The organism is Streptococcus mitis, assembly GCF_000960025.1.
GTDB lineage: Bacteria > Bacillota > Bacilli > Lactobacillales > Streptococcaceae > Streptococcus > Streptococcus mitis_DH.
Genome location: NZ_JYGQ01000004.1, coordinates 189292 through 210140 on the forward strand (window position 1 = coordinate 189292; position 20849 = coordinate 210140).

Consider the following 20849-nt stretch of genomic DNA (forward strand, 5'->3'; position numbering starts at 1 on the left):
CTACTTTACTTCCTGACGTTTAACACGCTGACCAAAATATTGATACAAATCAACTTTTAAAGTTCCGTTGTACAACTTCCGTTTCTTATCCGCCTGACTACCGTACTTGGTCTCAAAGGCTTCATCACTGGTTAAGATAAACTTGCTCCACGTTTTCAGCGGTGCAAATACTTGACCCATCTCAGCATAAAGCTTGGTAACCCCTGCATCATCTGACAAGCGTTCCCCATAAGGCGGGTTAGAGATAATCACTCCATTGATTTTATCAGAACGCAAATCCTGCACGCGCATCTGCTTAAAGGTAATATCTCCTGCAACCCCTGCTGCCTGAGCATTGACCTTAGCAATTTCCACCATGCGAGCATCGATATCACAGCCCATGATATCTAGCTCAAGCTCACGATCCACTTTCTTAGCTGCTTCAGTACGAACTTCTTGGATCAAGCGATCACTAATCCAGTTCCATTCCTCAAAAGCAAAGGAGCGACGAAGACCAGGAGCCATCTTTCTAGCAATCATAACTGCCTCGATACAGAAAGTTCCTGAACCACAGGTCGGATCAATCAAGGGTTTGTCTGGATACCAGTTAGAGAGTTGCAAAATAGCTGCTGCCATGTTTTCCTTGATAGGAGCCCCACCTTTTTCGGTACGATAGCCACGTTTAAAGAGGCTAGTCCCTGTCGTATCAATCATGACAGTTACTACATCTTTGAGAATAGAAACCTCAATCTTAAACTCTGGGCCATTCTCCATCAGAGGAATACCTTCTGGGCGGGCGTAGTGTTTCTGCAATTTCTTAACAACGGCCTTCTTTGAAATAGCCTGAACACTGGGTTCATTGTGTAGTTTAGATTTCACACATTTGGCTTTTGAAATCGGAAATCGAGCTCCAAGTGGTAAATAATTTTCCCAATCTAGAGCGAAAACTCCCTGAAAGAGCTCTTCAAAAGTCTTAGCTGGGAAAGTTCCTACGATAATCTTGATACGGTCTGCCGCTCGAAGCCAGAGGTTGGTTTCGATGATGGCTTTCGCATCTCCTTGAAAACGAACACGTCCGTTTTCAACTTGACAATCGTAGCCCAACTCTCGCACTTCACGACCAACGACAGCCTCAAGACCAGCTGCAGCAGTAGCGATTAAATTAAATTCTTTTTCCATTTTCAGTCTTATAAGACCTTTCTGTATGTCCACTTTAAAAAATGAGGTTGAGAAAGTTTTCTCAGCCCCAACCTATATGCAATTTTCTATAAGCCATGTTTTGTTCCAGAAGTGACTAGGACCACTCCCTTCGATAATCATCTGTCTACCACTAACAACTTACAGCTGATAGCAGTCAGAGTACTACGTTCGTTTCCGTGTACTCCATGCCCCGACCGAAATTTGGGTTGCTAGCTTGAGGGGTTTACCGCGTTCCACTCTCTCTGTTTCCAGAAAGACTCCGTCACTGTGGCACTTTCAAGCCTACTCTGGCCTATCCAAAGACTTAGCCATTTCAACTGCCGTAACGATTTCTCGTCCCTAGGCTTATGGTTTCGCCTAGCACAAACACTACAGGCATCACAGCCTGTGCTAGCATGGACTTTCCTCATGAAAAGAAATTCTCCTCACGCGATTATCCAAAAATTGCACTTCTCAAATAAGCTCTTATAAATCAGAGTTATCCAAAATTTGTTTACCAAATACTTCTTTCTCAAGACGATTTAGACGTTTTAAAATATCAAAATTCGTCATAGAAGTTGTTGCTGTCATTTCAAGTGGTTCTGCTTGAACCGGTGCAGATTCAGGTTTGCGAGACAATTCTTCCTTCAACTCTGCAATTTCTTGACGGAGAGACTTGACTAAGGCAGCATAAGTTTCGTAGTCCTTGATGACATCGTCCAAAAATTCATCAACTTCAACCTTACTATATCCACGGACTTCACGTCCAAACTCTTGCTCGAAAATATCTTTTGCTGAAAAAATAATACTTGCCATCTCTCTCTCCATTCTCGGTTTCTAATAGTATTATTATATAAAAAAAGGCAAACAAAAATCAAGGTCAAAGCCTTACTTTTCAGAAAAATTTTCTGCCAGCTCATTTAGGCCTTCAAAGGTTAGCCTTTTTATACGATAACCTTCCTGATTTTTCATCAAATTGTCTATAAATTTTAATTTAGTCTCATTTTCTGGGTCATAGAAAAAATAAGCTAAATCAGTATTTTCCAGTAAAAATCGTTGGTAGTCTCGTAGTTGCACCATATGTTCATATTTAGGATAGGCATATTTGACAAAATCTACCTGCTTAAATTGGCTAAGTTTAAGCTGATTCGCTTCATTCCAATTTTCCCCGTGTGTTTCAAAATCAAAAATGGTTGCTAGGTTGAAATCATATTCTTCTTTCATTTCATTTGCGACATCCAGAACCCAGGATTCAAATCCCAAATTCCCTGTAAAGACCAGCCATTTAATCCCTTCTTCAGCTAAACATTCTAAATCACGACGAATAGCTTTCTTTATAATTTTTAACCTGATATCTTTTTCATTAAACAAACCCAAGTCAAAATTAGAATATCCCATAATTAAAGCTGTAGTCATTTTTACACCTTTCTTTCTATTTTTATGGTATAATAGAGTGATGTTATTGTACCAATAAGGAGAAATATGGTCAACTATCCTCATAAAATTTCATCAAAAAAAAGCCAAACATCCATTTCTCAACCAAAAAATTTCGCAAATCGAGGAATGACTTTTGAAAAGATGATCAACGCTACAAACGACTACTATCTGACGCATGGTATGGCAGTTATCCATAAAAAGCCAACGCCTGTTCAGATTGTTCGAGTAGACTATCCTCAACGTAGTCGAGCCAAAATTGTAGAAGCCTACTTTAGACAAGCTTCCACAACAGATTACTCTGGCGTATATAGAGGACATTACATTGACTTTGAAGCCAAGGAAACGCGGCAAAAAAATGCTATCCCAATGAAGAACTTCCATCTTCACCAGATTCAACATATGGAACAAGTTCTAGAACAGCAGGGCATTTGCTTCGTACTACTTCATTTTTCTTCTCGACAAGAAACTTATTTGTTGCCGGCACTTGATTTGATTCGCTTTTATCATCAAGATAAGGGTCAAAAATCAATGCCACTTGGATATATTCAAGAATACGGATATTTAATAAAGCAAGGAGCTTTCCCTCAAATTCCCTATCTCGATATTATCAAAGAACGTTTACTAGGTGGTAAAACAAGATGAATAAACAAACCATTCTGCGATTCTTAAAGTATATTGGAATTACATTTCTTACCTTATTTATCGCATTATTTCTATTGGGTGGAGGTATCTTCCTCTACTTTGTTAGCAAGGCTCCAGCCTTATCTGAAAGTAAATTAGTTGCGACAACCTCTAGCAAGATTTATGACAACAAAAACGAACTGATTGCTGACCTTGGATCTGAACGTCGCGTAAATGCCCAAGCAAATGAAATTCCTACTGATTTGGTCAAGGCCATCGTGTCTATCGAAGACCACCGTTTCTTTGATCATAGAGGTGTTGATACCATTCGTATCATGGGTGCGGCATTGAGAAACCTCCAAGGGAAAGGAGGGCTCCAAGGGGCTTCAACCTTGACTCAGCAATTGATTAAATTAACTTATTTCTCTACTTCAACTGCCGATCAAACCTTGTCACGTAAAGCCCAAGAAGCTTGGCTAGCCGTTCAATTAGAGCAAAAAGCAACCAAGCAAGAAATCCTGACCTACTACATCAACAAAGTCTACATGTCTAACGGTAACTATGGAATGCAAACCGCAGCCGAAAATTACTATGGAAAAGACTTGAAGGATTTAAGCTTACCACAGTTAGCACTCCTAGCTGGAATGCCTCAAGCACCAAACCAATATGATCCATATTCCCACCCAGAAGCTGCTCTAGAGCGTCGGAACTTGGTACTTTCAGAAATGAAGGGACAGAAATATATCAGTGCAGAAGATTACGAAAAAGCTATTAATACGCCTATCACTGACGGTCTTCAAAGCTTGAAGTCAGCCAATAGTTACCCAGCCTATATGGACAACTACCTCAAAGAAGTAATCGACCAAGTCGAACAAGAAACGGGCTACAACCTTCTTACCACAGGTATGGAAGTCTATACTAATGTCGACAAAAATGTTCAACAGAGACTTTGGGATGTTTATAACACAGATGAATACGTTGCTTATCCAGATGATGAACTCCAAGTAGCTTCCACTATCGTGGATGTAACAAATGGTAAAGTCATTGCTCAGTTAGGGGCACGTCACCAATCAAGTAATGTATCTTTCGGAATCAACCAAGCCGTTGAAACCAATCGTGACTGGGGTTCTACTATGAAACCAATCACTGACTATGCTCCCGCTTTAGAATACGGAGTCTATGACTCTACTGCTTCTATTGTACATGATGTTCCTTATAACTATCCTGGCACTGATACTCCAGTCTACAACTGGGATCATGGCTACTTTGGAAACATTACAATCCAGTATGCTCTTCAACAATCACGAAACGTCACAGCCGTTGAGACTTTGAATAAGGTCGGTCTAGATAGAGCTAAAACCTTCCTTAATGGTCTTGGTATCGACTATCCAAGCATGCATTACGCAAACGCCATTTCAAGTAACACAACTGAATCCAACAAACAGTACGGTGCAAGTAGTGAAAAAATGGCTGCTGCTTATGCCGCCTTTGCTAATGGTGGTATTTACCACAAACCAATGTATATCAATAAAATCATCTTTAGTGATGGTAGTGAAAAAGAATTTTCTGATGCTGGTACACGAGCTATGAAAGAAACTACTGCCTATATGATGACCGAAATGATGAAAACTGTTTTAGCTTACGGAACCGGACGTGGTGCTTACCTACCATGGCTTCCACAAGCAGGTAAGACAGGTACTTCTAACTATACTGACGACGAAATTGAAAAGTATATCAAGAACACTGGCTACGTAGCTCCAGATGAAATGTTTGTAGGTTATACTCGTAAGTATTCTATGGCTGTATGGACTGGTTACTCAAATCGTTTAACTCCAATTGTTGGAGATGGTTTCCTAGTTGCTGCTAAGGTTTATCGCTCAATGATATCGTATCTATCAGAAGATGACCAACCTGGAGATTGGACGATGCCAGACGGCCTATTCCGAAATGGAGAATTCGTCTTCCAAAATAGTGCCAAGAACACATGGAATAATTCAGTAACACAACAAACACAAACGGTAGAAACTCCAAGCACAACAGCTGAAAGTTCAACTACACAGGCAAGTACGACGGTTGGTCAACAACCACATAATGCTCCAGCAACTGATCCTAACCAAGGACAAGCTGGTCAGGCTGTTCAACCGACACAACCAGTACAACCAACGCCACAAAATCCACAAGTTCAACAGCAACCACAACAGTGAGATGAAAGAAAATCCTGAGAATAAAAACTCAGGATTTTTTCTACAAAAAAATTAACTTCATAATCTTTGAAAGTGAAAAGATGTTTCAACTCATTTTCGATAAACCAAAAGAAGTTAGCGAATAACTAACTTCTTTTTATCTTATTTCACATGTTTTGCAAGTTCTTCTTGCGCTTTTTTATTGGATTCTTCTTTTTCTTTCATCCATTTATCTTGAGCTTTTTGATATTCATCTGCTGTGACTGCCTTGTCTTGAAGTTCAAGATATTTGTATCGAAGCGGATCGCTTGTCCCCTTGTTACCTGCGAAAGCGAAAGGTAAAGTGAATGGTACCATCTTAGACAAGATTGGACGACCTGTACGAGATGTCGTTGGAATGACTAGGGCACTATCTGTCAACCATGCTTGAGCTTCGGCATACTTGTTATACCGTTTTGTAATATCTGTAGTTTCTTCCCCTGCTTCATTGACCATTTTATCATAATCATTGAGACCAACCTTCTTAGCCGCCTCATTGTCTTTTCCTGAATCAAATCCTAGATAAGTTCTCGTATTTTCCCCTACAGAAGGCTTGATGATGTCAAGATAAGTTGATGGATCTGAGAAGTCTGGTCCCCATCCAACGTTATCAGAAAGATCCCAATCCTCACCAGCAGCAGTTTGTGCAAATAAAGTAACATTCAATAGGTCATCTTTTTGTAATTGTTGAATATCAATAACCACATTATCAGATCATAAAGTCGCTTCCAAGGATTGTTTCATAGATTGGACACGCTGAACTTTTGTAGTTGCTGTTTGGTCAACTGGCATGTCTAGGTGAATTGGGAACTGTACTCCCTCAGCTTGTAGAGCTGATTTGGCTTTAGCAAATTCTGCCTTTGCTTTCTCTGGATTATAGAGACCATCTTGAGCATCAGCCAGGTTCACATCCTTCCATTCATCCCCGTAAGTCACCAATTTTTCTTTGACCATATCACCAAAGTTTTTTCCATCTGCTTGAACAAATGTTGGTGGAACAAAGATATTACGTAAGATTTTGCTTGCTCCAGTTTGTCCATTTAGCTGAGAAGCATAGGCTGTACGGTCAAATCCAAAGGCAATAGCCTGACGGAAATCCTTGTTTAACAAAGCCTTTTTAGTTGAGGTCTTTTGTTCTTCACTAGTCTTAGAAGTATATTTATAGGACTGACGGTCAATGTTTGTTCCTACTACATAAGTCGTAGAGTCCTGTTGCGTATAGACAATATTGTCCTTCATCTCTTTCTCAAGTTCTGCGAAACTTGCACTTGTTGGATAGAGACGAGCTGCTGAAAGGCTACCATCTTTAAAGTTTTCTGCAGGTTTACTAGTATCTTGACCATCCCAGAATGACAATTTGACTTTGTCAATATGGACATTGTCTTTATCCCAGTAGTTAGGATTTTTTGCAAATTCAACAGTAGATTTGGTTACAATGGATTTCAACAAATAAGGACCATTATACAAGATACTACTTGGATCCGTAGCTTTGGCAAAATCATCCCCTTTTGAGTTCAAAAACTCTTCATTGACTGGCGCTAAAACACCCATAGTTGTTTTAGAATTCCAAAAACTTTCAGGTTTGTTCAAAGTGTATTGGACTGTTTGATCGTCAAGAGCTTTAATCCCAACTTGAGAGAAATCTTTATTTTCCCCTTTAGCGTATGCATCCAAACCTTTGATTGAATCCTGTACCAAGTATAGAGCTTCAGATTTCTTATCTGTCGCATATTTAAGACCTGTCACAAAGTCCTGAGCCTTAACAGGAGCATACTCTTCTCCCTCAGATGTGTACCACTTGGCATCCTGACGAATCTTATAAGTATAAGTCAATCCATCCTTAGAAACTGACCAGTCCTCTGCCATTGAGGGAATAAGGTTCCCGTATTTATCATTTTCAAGCAATCCATCAATTACATTACTAGTAATGTCAGCAGTCGCTGCCTTACCAGTTGTTAAATAGTTGAGGTTATCTGGGTCTGTCTCGTAGGTAAATGCGAAGGTCTGCTCACCTTTAGTAGCAGAACCACCAGAACAAGCCGCTAAGACACCAGCTGCTAATAAAGTGACTCCCGCAAGAGCCAATACTTTCCTTGTTTTCATGGTATTCTCCTTTGTTTTTCTATCCATTATAGACCCTTTTTAAAGTCCTGTCAATAGAATTTTCTGAATTTTTTGATTTATATTATATATTCTTACAATTCAGTCTCTTTACTTCTAAAATATAACTCTACTTTTACTCTAGACAAGCAAAATGGAGAAAATCAATTAGATTTTCTCCATTTCATTTCTTTTATCATCACGTAAGATGATTACTTGAATAAATTATTTTTCTTCCTTTTTTATTGCTACTAATCCCAAAGAAGAGGTTGCAGCAATAATCGCAAGTACGATTGATGCTTTTGAATCTTTCATACCTGTTGTAGGAAGTTTTTTAGCATTCTCTACATATACGACTGATTGAGTTGCTTTTGGCGCCATATATGTTACTTTAGAATTTGAAATTGCTTGTTCAGCAACTTTCTTGGCATCATCTGAAACAGCTGGTTTAGAATCTTGCTTTTCATCATTCACTTCTTCACGGGGAAGAGTTTTCTCTCTATCAGGCTTAACTTCAGGTTTATTAGCTTCAGGTTTATTAACCTCAGGCTTATTAACTTCAGGTTTTTTATCATCTTTACGTGGAGGAAGGTACTCTGGAAGAATTGGTGAGACTTCTTTCTTAGTACCGACTAAAACAACCTCATCAATAGCTTTCGTTAATACTTCTTCATTATCAACGACACGACCAACTTCTTTTCCATCAGCTTTAAAGATTGTAGCTTTGGTCTTCTTACGACCAACTACACCTGGAGTTTTAACAACACGTTCACCTTCTTTAAGGGATGGATCTAGTTCTTCAACAATGTTAAACTTGATTTCCTCTTCTTTCACTTCCTCACTGAATGTTAATTCAGGATTTTCAGGTTGAATCAAATTAGAGATACGTCGTTTTAGAAGATCTTTATATTCTTCTTCTAATTTAACAAGTTCAGTTTGTTTATCTGCTACACATTTGTGAAGCTCTGCAACTTTAGCATCTGAAGCAGCTTTTTCTGCTTTAGCTTTCTCATAGATTTGCTTAGCATTTTCAAGAGAAGTTACTAATTCTTCTGCTTTAGCTTTTTCAACATCTTTAGTTTTAACGTTCGCTTCAGAGTCTTTAACATCCTTCTCAGCTTGGGCTAATTTAGCTTTCGCTTCAGTAAGAGCAGTTGTAGCTTTTACAGCTTCTTGTTTAGCTGTTTCTAATGCAGCTTTAGCTTTGTTAAGTTCTTCAGCTTTGTTAGTAAGACCTTGACGTAAGTTGTTTAAGTTAGTTTCAGCTTCTTGAAGAGCTTTTTCAGCAGCTGTAAGTTTGCTAGTTGCATCAGTAAGAGCGTTTTCAGCGGCTGGTAATTGATTTTTGTATTGCTTAGCTGTGTCTAAGTTGCTTTGAGCAGTATTTACTTCAGCTTGGGCATCTTTAACTGCTTTTTCAGCAGCTTGTTTTTTAGCACTATATTCTTTTGCAGCTGTAGGATCGTTTTTGATTTCAGTTGCATTGAATTTAGTTGGATCAAGAACGATACTGTTTGTGTCTTGTCCAGGTTCTTTATTTTCTCCGGCTGTTTGGAAGTTGTGGACAAAGATTTCAAGGTTAGTAAAGTATCTGTAATCTCCCCATTTGTTTTTATATGGTTGTGGATTAAATTTAACAGATGCAGTTACACTTGTTGCGTTGTATTCAGAAGCTTTACGCCCTAATTTGTTACCTTCTCCATCTTTACGGTAAGCAATGCTTCCACCAATAGATAGTGCGTTTTCCCATGCACGGTGAGAATTTGCTCCAGTATAGTCTTCGTTATTAGTGAACATTTTATTGTTGTATGCTTCGAAGATATACTCTTTTAATTGCCCCATTGTCATAGTAGGTCTACGTGTGCTGTTTTGTATTAGAGTATTTAGATTTTGTTCAGATTTAAATACTTCACTTTCAGTTGTTTTCTCGAATGTTTTAGCATTAGCGTAGATTATATCACTTTGGTTTTGGTTGTCACCAGTTTTGTATGATAAACCATTTGCTTTTGCTGCAGCGTTGATTCCATCGTAATCAGGTTTTGCGTAAGTTTCTTTTATTTTCGCATATTTTTTGTTGCGAGTATCCGCAGCTTCGTTTGCAAATTTTTCCATACCTACAGTTGTTTTAACTTTAGGATTTCCTAGTTGTTCACGGATTTGGTTAACGATGTGAAGACCGAATAAGTTAATTTCTCTCTTTTGATCAGCTGTTAAGTTCCAAATATCAACTTCACGTGTGTCAGTTGTATTAGTGTAGGTATTTTTAGCCATATTAGTTTTTGCTAATTGTTTTAATTTTTCAGCATTAGCAGTTACTTCAGCTTGGTTTCTTGTGCTAAGTTCGTTGGCACGCCCATCACCAGTATTGTTTGGGTCATTTTCTCCCATTAATTTAGCACGTTCATTTAATGCAGCTGCAAAATCAGATCCTAAGTTAAATTTAACATCAGAGAAATCAAATCCTTGCGGCTTTTCTCCAAGATCTTTAAGCGCTTTTTCTTTATCTGCTAAAGTTTGTTTTTTAGCAGTCAGTTCATTATTTAAATCAGTTACCTTTTTATCTGCAGCAGCATCAGCTTTTTTAGCACTTTCTTTTGCTTTTTCTGCGTCAGTTTTAGCTTTTTCTGCGTCAGTTTTAGCTTTTTCTGCGTCAGTTTTAGCTTTTTCTGCTGCAGTTAGAGATGGAGTTCCATTTTCTAAGTCTTGCACTTTTTTAGCAGCAGCATCGACAGCAGAGTTTGCATAGTCTGCTTCTGTTTGTTTTGTTGCTACATCTTTAGCAAGAGCGTCCTGAGTGGCTTTTTTAGTTTTTACATCAGCTTCCGCAGTTTTAACAGCTTCCGCAGCTGTAGTTGCGTTGTCTTTAGCTTTTTGGATAGCTTCTGGCGTAGCTTCTTTTGCCTTTTCAGCTGCCGCTTTTTCCTTTTCTGCCGCTACTTTTGCATCAGCTTCTGCCTGAGTTAGATTAGCTTCTTTTTGTTTAATTGCAGCTTTAGTATCTAAAACTTTTTTCTCAGCATCTGCAATTTGTTGATCAGAAACTGGCTTCAGCGTTTCTACCTCTGTAGTTTCTTTGTTAGCAGTTTTATCACTTGCTTCATCAGCACTTACTTGATGAACTGAAAATGCAGTAAAAGCTGCTGCAGTTGCTACCAAGGCTGTTTTAATTTTCTTATCCATCTGGTTTAAATCTCCTAAATGTTTTATACGTATTTGAAGCCAATTATATCATTTTTTTTACTTTTCTTCAAGTTTATAGTTCGTTTTTTATTGGATTTTGCATATCAAAAAACCGAAGATATCTATCCTCGATTTCACTTACTATTTTACTTTTCTTAGATACTTCATTGGATAAAATACAAAATCTGCATATGGTATTTTTTTGGAGAGATAAAGTATTACGATTGAACCAAACCATCCTAGAAGGAGTCCCATAAATATATGGATAAAGATATTGCTAACACCTAGCTTCAATAAAGCAATTCTAGTTACAGAAACTATTGGTGCATGCAAAAGATAGATTACCAAACTATCTTTTCCTATCTTTCTAAAATAATCAGCAACTCTATTCAATTTATCACTTAAAATAGGATAGGAAGCCATAGCTAAAATTACAGAAACGGGGAAGATAAACCCATTTAGTCCCGGTCTATCATATGAAATATAAAAAGTAGGTGCAGATAATTGCCAATATATTAAAAATACTGTAATGACGACTAGTGTCACACAACTAATCGACTTCCATCTATTTGTTAAAAAAGTTCCAACACCTGAGTGTCTGATCCATGATCCTAACAAAAAGAAGAAGGTCCATAGAAAAATTTTCTGAACAATATAGATATTAGTTGGTGCAAATATAGAAAGAAGATAGGCTACTACACTAATGAAGAATAACTTATGATAGGATTTGATCCAAATAGAAAGGAAGGCAACAACCAGGTAAATCCACCAAAGAACATAGAGATACCAAGATACTCCAAGAGGCGTCTGATAAATATTTAACAAATCCCAAAAAGAAGCTGCATTCCTTACTGTCGCTCCGCCTAATTTTTGAAGACCAAACTGTAAGACAGAATAGAACAAATAAGGAATTCCTAAAATAATTGTTTTTTGTTTTACAAAGGTTGCAAAAGTCTTTAAATTGTCTACTGGTTTAAAGAAAAAACCTGACAAAGCATAGAATACTGGAATATGAAACAGATAAAAAATCTGAGTCACAAATAATAACCATTGATTGTTATCTTCAAATCTTTTGGATTCAAATAGTCCTAAAACAACATGACCAAAAACAACCATTAAAACTGTTAATCCTTTCCCAAAATCAATCCACTCGATTCGGGCAGGCTTTTGTTTACTAAAACTATTCATTTCTTTTGATATCTCCTGTTAAGATGAATAAAATGAGGAAAAGAAGTATTCCCCCATTTTAACATCAAATCTTTAGTTTCCTAATTCTTCCTCTACAACATTTAGAGCACGTTCAATGACCACATGCATGTCGTAGTATTTATAATCAGCCAAACGTCCACAGAAAATTACCTTATCATTCTGTGCTGCTTCTTCTTGATATTTAGCAAACATGGCATTGTTTCTCTCATCATTGATTGGATAATAGGGTTCATCTCCACGTTTCCAATCAGCTGGGTATTCACGAGTAATGACCGTTTTATCTTGTGTACCGTACTCAAAGTGTTTATGCTCAATAATGCGAGTATAAGGAATTTCTCGTTCTGTATAGTTTACAACTGCATTTCCTTGATAGTTCTCTTCATCAAGAACTTCATGCTCAAAACGAAGGCTACGGTATTCTAATTCACCATGTTTGTAATCGAAGTATTGGTCAATCATCCCTGTAAAGACAACTTTTTCAGCAGAAGCTTCTAATTCTTGACGATTGGCAAAAAAGTCAACTCCAAGTTCTACTTCCACATCCTTCAGCATATTTTCGATAATAACATTATAGCCACCGATTGGAATGCCTTGGTAACGGTCATTGAAGTAGTTATTATCAAAAGTCAAACGAACTGGTAGACGTTTGATGATAAACGGTGGAAGGTCAGTCGCAGAACGTCCCCATTGCTTTTCAGTATATCCCTTAATCAACTTTTCATAAATATCTGGACCGATCAACTTAATAGCTTGCTCTTCCAAGTTTTTAGGTTCAACGTCCTTCATATGAGCCGTTTGCTCAGCAATCTTATTTTTCACTTCTTGAGGAGTTTTTGTCCCCCACATAGCATAGAAAGTATTCATATTGAAAGGTAGATTATAAAGGCTCCCCTTGTAATTAGCTACAGGCGAGTTGATATAGTTGTTAAATTCAGCAAATTGATTAACATAATCCCAGACTTTCTTGTTAGAAGTATGGAAGATATGAGCACCATATTTATGAACATTGACTCCTTCAACATTCTCACAGTAGATATTTCCACCAATGTGGTCACGTTTATCAATAACTTTTACTTTTTTTCCACGCTTGGTTGCTTCATAAGCAAAAATTGCTCCAGATAGACCAGCGCCAACGATTAGATAATCGTACATAATACACTCCTTTATTTTTTTAATAATTGTTGTTTTAACTCATTTGGATTTATGACCTTCAAGATTAAAATCAAGCCGGCATAAATTATTGCTCCTAGCACAGCATATAGCACCACATTAATCATTGGTGATACATTTAGGAATTGTTTTATAAATAGTAGGATACCATACATAACTCCAGATGAGATTATAATTTTGATCAATGAACCTAGAATGGGCACCTCTCTCAAATAAGAACGAGTATAGAATAACTGTATCAACCATACTAGTACCTCTGTTAAAACAGATACAATTGCCGCACCTATATAGCCCAGCTTTGGAAGTAAGAGAAGATTTAAGCCCACACTAACAATAGCAGGAATTGTTGTTGACAGCATAAATTCTTTATTTTTATTATGAGGTATCAAAATTTGAATCCCCATAATATTGGTCCAACCAATAAAGAACATTCTAAAAATCATAATTGCTATCGCATAACGTGCCTCTTGAAAATCTTGCCCGAGGAAAAAGGTAACAAAATCATCATTTACAATTAACATTCCTGCCATAATGGGGAAAATTACCAAATTATAAATCAGAAATGACATCTCATGCATTTTGTTAACTGCTTTATGATCTCCTGTAGATAAAAGATTTGAAACTCGGGGTAACATGACACTTCCTAATGAAGTTACCAATGTTAGTAGAATCTTTACTAATTTCAGTGATTGGTCGTAAATACCAACATCCCTTTTGGATGCTAGCACTCCAAGCATTGTACTATCTAAGGTAATGTAAAGCGATATCGCAATCTGAGGTAAGAATAATAAGACTACTGGCTTCAAATGCTGTCTAGCATATTTCCAATCAAAGTGCGGTTTCCCAATGAACTCTCTCGCTGGTAACCACATACTTAATTGCCCTAACAATTCAAAAATCGTAATCAGTGATATATATAAATAGAGATTTTCAGCTGATTTTATGAACGAAAAGATAGAAATAACACCAACTAACCTAACTGTGATATTTCTGATTGTGATTTTTCGAAAATCCTCTAAACCTTGAAATAACCAAGAAATATCTAAACCTTTTGAAACTAAACTTAGACCTAAAATATAAGCTACAGGATTTTGCATAGCTGGTAAGGTAAGACAAAGAAGTATATAAAGAACAGAAGAGAACAGTGTCGCCCCCAATTGCAGTGTATAGATACCCCAAAAATTCTTTCGAGTATCTTTCCTACTACCTGAAATCGCCTTAGTACCATAGTTGTTTACTCCTAGAGTAGCTAGCATAAGAAAATAGGTAACGATTGAGTTAAAATAACTATAGGTTCCCAAATCATCTGAGCTAAAAACCCTAGTAACATAAGGTGTAGTAATAATCGGTAAAATGATGATTAATAATTGATAAGAGAGATTATAAGCGTAATTTTTTAGAACTTTCATTATTTTTTACTTCTAAGCATATTTTTTATTATTAATCTGTAAATTTACAGTTCAAAACTTGATTTATCTGGGAATTTAGACTGAAATGCTTGATGTATTTTTTGATCGTACTCAGAAAATTTTCCATCTTCATCCGTATCGTTGATACAAATAATCTTATATTTCTCATTTTGAATAGCTCCTTGAATTTCTTCAACTTCCCAAATATCAAAATACTTCCCAAAATGAATGGATTGAGGCATAAACTTTCCAGACTCTACATTCCAGTGAGACATTACATAATGACTAATATCTGATAACTGTCTAAAGCGATGCGAGCTAACTTCTTCCAATAATTTCGGTTCTTTTTCCCAGATTAAATCAAAGGTCGATTTTAAATGCGACAAACCAATATGATAATTTTTATATCCTAAAATACCTGAATAAAAAATACTAAAAATATTCCCAACTAGGTACTTGCCTAATTTCAAACTATAAAATTTACACCATTCCGAGAAAGGTTTTCTTTTTTTCTTAAAATGTTTATTCATCAAAATGGTATTGTTTAGTTCAATATGATTAAAACTTTCTCTAGGAGTTATTGGTAAGTAAATCCCAAAATCCTTTGGAAGATTTTCTTTAAAGAAATCATCTGCTGTAGTAGGTGCAGCAAAATACATATCATCATTTAAAAGAATAAAATTCTCACTTAACTCTTCAATTCTATGTAAATTCAACTCAATTACATTAGAGTTATAAGTTGGAAGATATTCCTGAGGTATATAATCGGTATGTTTTACAATTTTTAATTTTGGATTCTTTGTATTTAACCATTCTGGAACATGACCATACGTTATAAAGAAAATACGGTTAATCCAATCTGCATAGCGTTCTACCGCACGGAACCAATACTTAAAATTTTCTGATGGTCTGTATCGATTGGCATTGTTTGATTCTGACCACTCAACATCAGATTCATATAACCTCTTTTCTTGTAACCAATCAGGATCTGTACCATCAACCCAAGTAATTACAAGATCTATTTTATTATTCATATACTTCTCCAAAGAGTCTATTTAATTATCTTATTCACTGCGGTCTTTAGATAATAACCTTCTTTAAGATTTTTCATAATATTTTTAGCATTTGTTGCCATTTGCAGATATTCATCCTGACTAATTTCACCCAGTATTTCAGATAATTCAAACAGACTATTCACTGCCAAGCCTACTCCATTCTTCTCAACAAAGTTCGCCTCAGCTGAATCTTTCCAAACAATAACGGGTAGACCTGAAGAAAGATACAAGGATAACTTGTGGGGATTATTGTATCTTAAATAATTTCCTGTTACTCCGTCGCAAGTATCTAAACTTTCTCCATCCCATACTAATCCGAATCCACTATTTAAATGGTTAGGAACATCTTCTGGAGCAAAGGCACCTAAATAGGAAACATTAGAAATCTCTTTTACTGGTTGAAAACCAATTCCCATCAATTGAAATTGAATGTCAGGAACTTTATCTAACTGATACAAATAAGGGCTTTTATCAGGAGAAAGATTCCCCGCTACTGTAACTGATTTTGAATATTCAATAGATGAAGATTCGCTCTTGCTATTCAAATAATCAAATATTTCTAAAACAACTAGTCTCTTTTCATCTACGCCATATTCCACAAACCAATCTTTCATTTTTTCATTATGAACAATAATTGAATCAGCAAAAGATAGCATTTCATCAAATTCTTTCTGGTAGAATGGATCATCATAAATCCCTCTAATTAATTCCACATCATGAACCAATGAAATTATTTTTACTTGTTTTTTCTTTAATTTCAGAAGAATTGATGTTCTACCAAAATGATTTCTGCGATAGGGATGCTGTAATAACAAAACATCCCCTTTAGACAATCTATTCAAAACATTATTCCACTGTTTATAAAAAGAAAGTTGTCTTATAATTTTCGATACAGGGGATTTATCCTCAGGCTTGTGGCGTACAATTTCTATTTTTTCGAAGTCTAATTCTTCCAAAATATTGACACAATCGTTGGTCGCTTTACTCCCCGCATGCATGTGTGTCCCATACGATTCAACAATCTGATATTTTTTCATTCAGTTCTCCCAACAGTATATTCTGTAAAGTCAATGCTTGAGTTTCAATTTCAAATCCTTTTAGCTTAAACATTTCTTTTATTTCAAGTTCAGTTGATCTAGGTATTTCTACTAACTCAAGAATATTTTTTGCCCAAACATCAATAGAGTCGTTTAGAGATAAGTAACGAATGGAATCTAATATTTTCAATTCTTTCGTAACTGCATCACTTACCAAAACAGGTAGTCCATTTGCTTGAGCTTCGACAGCAGATAGAGGCAACCCCTCAAATATTGAAGGCAAAACGAATAAATCTAGAGAACTTAACCATTTCTTCATATCATTCTGACTTCCTGCCAACAAAACTTTATCTTCAATTCCATAAGATTTTATTTTTTCTTTGATTAAATCTACAGTTGAATTTGCACCCGCAACCTTACCGATTATCACTAAGCGAAGATTAGGATTTTTCTTGCAAGCTTCATTAAAAACATCTATTAGAAAGGGTTGATTTTTTTGGATATCTAGTCGACCGACATTGCCAATAACTTTACAGTCATTCCACCCTAACTCTGTTCTTAGATCCAGTCTAGCTTTTTCTGAAAAAGAAAAGTTTTCTACATCAATAGCATTTTGTATAATTTTTGCACTTGATCTTATCTCATCAGGAAACATATAATCTGCAGCAATCCCAGAGCAGGCAAAAAAATGTGTTGCTGTTTTTGGCAACTTAGATCTGTTCACACTATGTAAAATCTGTCTTATTGTATTTCCCTTGAACATCGAACTATGACTATGGATAATTCGTGTTTTTATCCCATATTTTTTAGCATATTTTAAAAGGTCAAGATTTGGAATTGCCATCGCATTATACCAAATAGCATCATATGTTTTCCCCTCTGTAGCAAAAAACTCTCTTAATTCCCTCATATACTTAAGAGGATTTTTTCCTTTACGAGGTAAATAATAAACTTTTGAACCTTTTGAAACAATTTCATCTTCAAATACAATAGGTTCTCTAGTCCTTTTAATAAAGTCAACTTGAAAAATAGATGAATCAAGATGACGATAATAATTCATGATAAAGGTTTCTGTACCAGCAAGAACAGGTGACATTCCTGTCATTAAAATTTTATAGACCATTATATTTCCTTAGTTAGTTCTACGATTAGCTCTTTAATTTTGGGATAGTTTTCTATATCAAACTTTCTTGAAAACAGGTATCCATTTTTGGCAGCTAATCTTAATTCTTTTAAATCTTTCTCACTGTCAGTCCAAGTATAAGGTTTACCATCCCACCAATTAATATAGCGTAAGTTTCCTTGAAATTCTTTTTTATAACCGTGATTAATTGATGCATCATACACCTTATAGTTTCTTAACTCTTTATTTAAAATCATTGGTATAAAAATTTCGTCACTAAGAAAAGATTTTCTAAACATTTTCTCAGTATCTGATTCTTTATCGATTAATATTTCCACAATATTATTTGGTAGTGAAACCCACTGACTAGCTTTTACCGGATTGACATTAAATATTGTGTAACGATTTACTCTAAATAGTTTTTGAATCCATACTTCTAAATTACGATAAATCTTGAATGCAAGTTTGCCAACTGCACCCGGTAAAGTCCGATATGTAAAGCTTTCAAAAAGATGATAATATTTAAATCTATTTATATCTTCACCATTATCCTCTATATTCATAAAAGTAAGAAATGAATAGTCTTTATAATCGTCAAAAAAATTATGAATTCTCTGCTGAGAAAGTAACGGTAAATCTACCCCACTTATTAAATGATAAAAATAGTAAGATTCTCTTTTAGACGCAGCTTTAAATAAAATCATTTCAGCTTCAATTTGGGAATATCCTCCCCAACTCACTGAAACTCTTTCTGTAAAATAAACTTGAGATTGCTTTGCACTGGATTTAATTAAATCCAAAAAATAATCATCAATATTTGATTTCTTATCAATATGTATAAAAATATCATTATCTTGATGATCCAATAAAGAAACCAAAAAAGCTAGCTGATTAAATTGGCTGTGAGCTAAAATTAAATATGCATGCTTATGCACCATAATTTTTTATCCTTATCATAGTATTGATCACTTTTGCAAATATGTTATAGGAAGTTGTGAAGAGTATAATCAGTATCTTTCGACTAAGAGGAATGGCTTGTTGTAGCAAGACTCTCTTGTTTTGCTTCAATCTAGATTGCATTGATTTTATTTGAGTTTCATTTAACATGCGAATGTTTTTATAATCTACGGAAAGGGCTATTTCTGTCAAAAGTGCCAAATCCGCTCTGTAGCGATTAATTTGAGCCCACTCTTTGTATTTAGCATTATTACTTTCAGTCGCATACTGACATACTAAATCCCAACCTTTTAACACATCAAAATGTTTAGATGTAAATTTAGCTGTTAAACCCGAATTATTAATAAAATAATTATAAACAATCTTATCAGTAACTACTATCTTTTCTGAGTTTAGAATGTAGCGAAACATTGTTGGAACATCTTCTGCAAAGAAGCCAGATGGAAATTCTATACCTTCTACAACTTCTCTTTTATATAATTTATTCCAAACATAATACTCAATTGTCTGAGTTTCAATCTTAAAATAACGTTTGGCATACTCTTCCTGCGTCAATACTTGAGAAACAGGGGTATTTTGTTGATGGTCCACAATCTTTGAGGTTCTATAAACACCTCCTACAACCATATCTGCATTGTAAATTTCAGCTTGTTCCAATAAAAATTCGACTGCATCAAGTTCCAACCAATCATCCGAGTCAAGAAACATGACAAAATCTCCTGTCATGTATTTTAACCCAGTATTACGTGCTTCAGATAATCCTCTGTTTTCCTGATGATATACTTTAACTCTTTTATCTGTTTGAACAAGCTCTTCACAAATAATCCCTGATTTATCCGTAGATCCATCATTAATCAAAATCACTTCTAAATCTTTATATGTCTGATTGAAGACAGAGGTCAGGCATCTATCCAAATATTGTTCTACATTATATACAGGAATAATAATACTTACTTTTATCATTTTTCTCCATTATCCAATTGTAAATTCTCTTCAAAAGCAGACTGATTTTGATTCATTAAAGTACCAATCAAAATCAAAAAAATGTTATAGTGAAGATTTATAATTAAATCGTCTATCATAGCATGAAAACTTAATATAATCAGAATTAATGATAATACATATTGTTTTTGCTTCAAAAGATGATGTAAAGTTAATGTAAAAATTAACAATAGTATAAGCAAAACAAACAATCCATATCGTTGTAATATTTGGATATAGAGATTATCGACGTACAAATATTCACTCAGTCCCCTTTGTCCATTGATATCCAAACCATTCCCAATCCAATTAATCTTTTGTCCAAATAAATTATAACCATATATATTCAAAGAACGATTAGCGTAATAAACTCGACCGCCTAGAAATTGGTTGATATTCTTACTCAATTCATTCAAAAAAGGACTTGAAAAACTCAGATACATTTTTGCTATCAAATAACTTAAATATGCATTTACTATATAAGTTAATTTTAAAGTTTTTAATAAGAGACCAGAAGACTTTAAAATTGATGGATACCATTTCACTACAAGATTAATTCCTAGTAATAATAACGAACTAATAAAGGTTAATCGTGAATCTGTTTGGTAGAAAATCCAAATTGTTGAAAGCAATAAAAAAAACAAACGTTTATAACTTACCTTATCTTGAGTTAAGAAAAATGAACTTGCTACTATATTTAGCATCACTGTAGATGGGAACAATGAATATCGAAAGCCAAGATAATGCCGTATTCTTCCTCCAGAAAACTCAATATAGTTAGAAATTAAACCAATTTGACTACTCAAGATAACAAATATTAAAGTAAATAAACTGATATAAAAAGAAGTTTTCGCTACATACCTAAAAGATATATCTCTTAGACTAAATATAAAAATAACACTTATAGCTAATGTTGATAGAAAACCTGTTACACTACCAACCAAAGCATAAACCATTATAACTCCTAATAACGATATTGCTTTTTGAAAATTAAATTTATTATTGATTAATTCTTTAATTATTAAAAGGACAACTGAAGTAAGAATCGATACATTATAAACCGCACCGGATATATATCTGGCATAAAAAGTCGTATTTAAGAGCGAAATAAGTAAAAAAAGTATCAGTGAAAATAAACTCAGTGTTTCTGCTAATGTTAATTTTTTAAATTTTATACTCATATCTAAGAC

15 protein-coding genes, 1 other RNA gene and 1 pseudogene are annotated in these 20849 nt (G+C 35.1%); 2 read left to right on the top strand and 15 right to left on the bottom strand.

The features are described 5' to 3' along the window. From TZ91_RS07745 to TZ91_RS07760, 4 genes are all read right to left on the bottom strand, one after another. Entirely contained in the window at positions 1–1158 is a 1158-nt protein-coding gene (locus tag TZ91_RS07745; protein ID WP_033686434.1) for a THUMP domain-containing class I SAM-dependent RNA methyltransferase, read from the bottom strand. A gap of 84 nt (positions 1159–1242) precedes the next feature. Then, positions 1243–1624, bottom strand: an RNA gene (gene rnpB, locus TZ91_RS10235) — RNase P RNA component class B. 20 nt (positions 1625–1644) lie between these two features. After that, positions 1645–1974, bottom strand: a complete 330-nt coding sequence (gene gpsB, locus TZ91_RS07755; protein WP_000146534.1) for a cell division regulator GpsB — start codon at positions 1972–1974, stop codon at positions 1645–1647. A gap of 72 nt (positions 1975–2046) precedes the next feature. After that, a complete protein-coding gene (locus TZ91_RS07760) occupies positions 2047–2574 on the bottom strand; it encodes an SLOG family protein (protein WP_033686431.1) in 528 nt (175 codons plus the stop codon). Positions 2575–2640: 66 nt separating this feature from the next. Between TZ91_RS07760 and recU the strand changes: the two genes are divergently transcribed. Then, entirely contained in the window at positions 2641–3237 is a 597-nt protein-coding gene (gene recU, locus TZ91_RS07765) for a Holliday junction resolvase RecU (RefSeq protein ID WP_033685492.1), read from the top strand. Further along, positions 3234–5420, top strand: coding sequence for a penicillin-binding protein PBP1A (gene pbp1a, locus TZ91_RS07770; protein WP_033686430.1), 2187 nt, complete (start codon positions 3234–3236; stop codon positions 5418–5420). The genes recU and pbp1a overlap by 4 nt, the downstream gene beginning before the upstream one ends. 141 nt (positions 5421–5561) lie before the next feature. On the opposite strand, the pseudogene TZ91_RS07775 reads toward pbp1a, so the two are convergent. The 11 genes and pseudogenes from TZ91_RS07775 to TZ91_RS07825 all read right to left on the bottom strand — a co-directional run bounded on the left by TZ91_RS07775 (position 5562) and on the right by TZ91_RS07825 (position 20840). Next, positions 5562–7541: pseudogene (locus tag TZ91_RS07775) on the bottom strand (peptide ABC transporter substrate-binding protein). A gap of 222 nt (positions 7542–7763) precedes the next feature. Next, complete coding sequence (locus tag TZ91_RS07780; RefSeq protein ID WP_045597526.1) at positions 7764–10718, bottom strand: SEC10/PgrA surface exclusion domain-containing protein; 2955 nt, start codon at positions 10716–10718, stop codon at positions 7764–7766. A 141-nt stretch (positions 10719–10859) separates the two neighbouring features. Further along, entirely contained in the window at positions 10860–11906 is a 1047-nt protein-coding gene (locus tag TZ91_RS07785) for an acyltransferase family protein (RefSeq protein ID WP_033686425.1), read from the bottom strand. Positions 11907–11978: 72 nt separating this feature from the next. Then, on the bottom strand, positions 11979–13079 hold the full coding sequence (gene glf, locus TZ91_RS07790) for a UDP-galactopyranose mutase (protein WP_033678188.1): 1101 nt from the start codon (positions 13077–13079) through the stop codon (positions 11979–11981). A gap of 11 nt (positions 13080–13090) precedes the next feature. Next, a complete protein-coding gene (locus TZ91_RS07795) occupies positions 13091–14506 on the bottom strand; it encodes an oligosaccharide flippase family protein (protein WP_045597528.1) in 1416 nt (471 codons plus the stop codon). A 44-nt stretch (positions 14507–14550) separates the two neighbouring features. Next, positions 14551–15540, bottom strand: coding sequence for a Stealth CR1 domain-containing protein (locus TZ91_RS07800; RefSeq protein ID WP_033686424.1), 990 nt, complete (start codon positions 15538–15540; stop codon positions 14551–14553). Positions 15541–15557: 17 nt separating this feature from the next. Next, entirely contained in the window at positions 15558–16598 is a 1041-nt protein-coding gene (locus tag TZ91_RS07805) for a glycosyltransferase (protein WP_033686423.1), read from the bottom strand. After that, positions 16576–17721: a glycosyltransferase family 1 protein gene (locus tag TZ91_RS07810; protein WP_033686421.1), complete on the bottom strand. Its 1146-nt coding sequence runs from the start codon at positions 17719–17721 to the stop codon at positions 16576–16578. The genes TZ91_RS07805 and TZ91_RS07810 overlap by 23 nt, the downstream gene beginning before the upstream one ends. Continuing rightward, a complete protein-coding gene (locus tag TZ91_RS07815; protein WP_033686416.1) occupies positions 17721–18659 on the bottom strand; it encodes a beta-1,6-N-acetylglucosaminyltransferase in 939 nt (312 codons plus the stop codon). Before TZ91_RS07815 ends, TZ91_RS07810 begins: the two co-directional genes overlap by 1 nt. Further along, positions 18649–19641, bottom strand: coding sequence for a glycosyltransferase family 2 protein (locus TZ91_RS07820; protein ID WP_033686415.1), 993 nt, complete (start codon positions 19639–19641; stop codon positions 18649–18651). Before TZ91_RS07820 ends, TZ91_RS07815 begins: the two co-directional genes overlap by 11 nt. Next, a complete protein-coding gene (locus TZ91_RS07825) occupies positions 19638–20840 on the bottom strand; it encodes a hypothetical protein (protein ID WP_045597530.1) in 1203 nt (400 codons plus the stop codon). Before TZ91_RS07825 ends, TZ91_RS07820 begins: the two co-directional genes overlap by 4 nt. Positions 20841–20849: the final 9 nt, after the last annotated feature.